Below are 2,717 nucleotides of genomic sequence, written 5' to 3' on the forward strand. Positions count from 1 at the left end.
CCGCCTTTGCCTCTGTCATTCCCGCGCGCCATTGCGTCATTCCCCCGTTCCCCCCTCTGTCATTCCCGCGTATGCGGGAATCCAGTCTTGTTTTGGTTGTGTGCCCGTTATTTTGCCGCTGTCAGGGTAGCCAGGACAACGAAGTCCTGCTCGTCGGCGGTCTCGCGGACAAGGATGATGGGTGACTCGACGGCTATGGCAGTCGGGCTGGAGGGGCACTGGGACGCTGTAGTTGCGCCGCTGTGGGACAAGCGTGCCAGAGGCGTGCAGCTGCTGCACACGAAGTACTGCCCATTTTCCTGCGTGATGTGCAGGGTCGCTTGGTCCAGGTTGCGGAACATGGCAGGAACGTCCCGGTTGTCAGGCTTGAATTTGCAGAAACTAATGTACGTGTCTCCCGGATCCAGTTCGTGGCTCCAGACGGACTGCGGCAGGGTCGCGGGGTCCATTACCGGCGTGACGTCCGATGGATACGCCAGGGGCGGGCTGAGCAGTTGTCCCAGCAGCGGACGCTCGCAGGGTGGCACGAACATCGTGAGCCGCGAGCGGGCCCGTGTGCAGGCGACATACCAGATGCGTCGCTCTTCTTCGTCGATCTTCCACTGGTCGGTGCCGACCAGGATGACGTCGTCGAACTCAGTGCCCTTGGACTTGTGCATTGTGTCCACAGAGATCTGGGGTCCCTCGCCGAACGCGCGCGTCGAGGCGGTCGATGGTTCAAACAGCCATCGCACCAAATCGTGCAGGAGGTCCTGTCCGGTCAGCTCCTCGGTGTCGTCGCATACAAGGTCGCGTATCCAGTCATGCGCCTCCTGCATCTGCCAGTCGCACAGGCTCTGTGCCTTCTGTAGGCTATCGCACAGGGCTGTCAATGCACTCGGCGTGTACAGGCTGTTGGGGTTGGCTGTTAGCTCGTTCTTCACCAGCCACATGGACAGCGGCAGGTAGCTGCAGTGGCGCTGGTTGAGGTCACTGAACGCGATGCCCTCGTGGTGCAGCGTCCATCGGATGTGCGCGATGTCTTTGTTGGCCTTCCCCAGGATGGCGATCCTGCGGCCTGTTGACTGGCGCACGAGCTCCACGATGGTGGCGGATTCCTCGGCGCGCGACCGGTACTCTGCCCAAAACACCGAATGTGGCTGGGACGCGGGCTGTGGGTCATTGGCGCGGAGCGTCATGTCCTTCTTCATACGGTCGTGGTTGCCCTCGATGAGGCGGTTGGCGAACGTCACAATGCCAGGGAGGGACCGGAAGTTGATGCTCAGGCCGTACTGCACGGCGTCGTAATCCTTCTCGAAGGCTTGGATATGCCGGACGTCGGCCCCGTTGAAGGCATAGATGTTCTGGTCGTCGTCGCCGATGGCAAAGATGTACTGGCGCTCGCCCGACTCACGCAGCCTCCCCACCAGCGCGCTGACCATGCGGTACTGGTCGGCCGTGATGTCCTGATACTCGTCGATCAGCACATAGCGGTACGGCAGCGGTATCCGCTCGGTCTCGGCATGCCGTTCCAGGATGTTCGCCGCTGCCGTGATGGCGTCGGCAAAGCGCTGGTCCTTGTGCTCGCCGCGCAGGATGTCCATGACGTTAATGTGGCAGACCTCGCCAAGGGCAAAGGAGTGAAACGTGTGGACAGCGACAGAGCGTGCCGTGTCACCCAGCAGCACGCGCAGGCGCCTGCGGATCTCCTGCCGGGCCGCGTGGTTGTAGACCAACACCAGGATGGTGGCCGGATTCACCTGCTCGTTGGTGATCAGGGCGACCACCTTGGCCACCAGCAGGCGCGTCTTGCCCGACCCGGGGCCTGCCAGGACCATCACTGCGTCCTGTTTGCTGTCCAGCACCGCTTTCTGCTCAGGAGACAACTCCTCGAAGTTCTTGTCTGTCGCGACGGATTTCTGCCATGTGACCGGCTTGTAGGCGATGGGCTCGACATCCGCCAGGTGCGTCTTGATGAATTCCTTTTCGGACAGGCGGAAGTAGTCGGTGAGGAAGGACGTATTGGCTTTCCCAAACAGGTTGCCCACGCCGAGGCGCTTGCCTAGGATCAGCAAACAGTACTGTTCCATCGCCCGCACCTTGAAGAACTGCTCATCCTGCATCTTCCTCAGGTCCTGGCCATGGATGGTGCCAACCTTCTTTGTGACTGTCACGTTCAGGCTCATGACGGGCGAGAACAGGCCGGGCACCTCCAGCAGGGTGATGAAGCGGAGCAGCGAGAGGAGTCGTACGCCGGCGTCCAGGATACCGGGTGTCTCCTCACCCAAGTCCAGACGGGCTGTCAGGTCTGCTGCGTCCACGGTAATGACCGTGTGAGGAGAGTTTCCTGCCAGTTCCAGGAAGATCTGCATGGCGCGCAACGTCCCCAGACACTGCGCCTCCAGCATGCCCACCGGCAGCGGATCATGTGATGCCTCTCCCTCATGCTCCATGAGTGTCACCGAGAATCGGTCCTTCTGCTTCTTGCGGAACTTGAGGAACCGTACGCACGAGAGGCAAGACAGCAGCTCGTACAGCCGTGAGTGTTCTGTGATGATCGTGGAAGATGCTCGTTCGACGCGGGGCACGATGGTGTCGGCGTCCACCACCAGTGTCAGACCGGGCGAGGCACCATCAGACGGGTGTTGGGCGTCTTCCCGCAGGAGCGCATACAGGGCTTTCATCTGTGTCGTCAGCTGCTCCAGCTCCGGCAGAATCTCCTTGACTTTTTTGACACG

Annotated in this window: 1 protein-coding gene; it reads right to left on the bottom strand. The window is 61.2% G+C overall.

The window, feature by feature from the left end; genetic code table 11:
* Nucleotides 1–107 precede the first annotated feature (107 nt).
* Nucleotides 108–2,717, bottom strand: a 2,610-nt coding sequence (locus SMC5_RS10385; protein WP_133299215.1) for a UvrD-helicase domain-containing protein, incomplete at its 5' end; no start/stop codon positions are given.

The organism is Candidatus Cryosericum odellii (assembly GCF_003570935.1).
GTDB lineage: Bacteria > Caldisericota > Caldisericia > Cryosericales > Cryosericaceae > Cryosericum > Cryosericum odellii.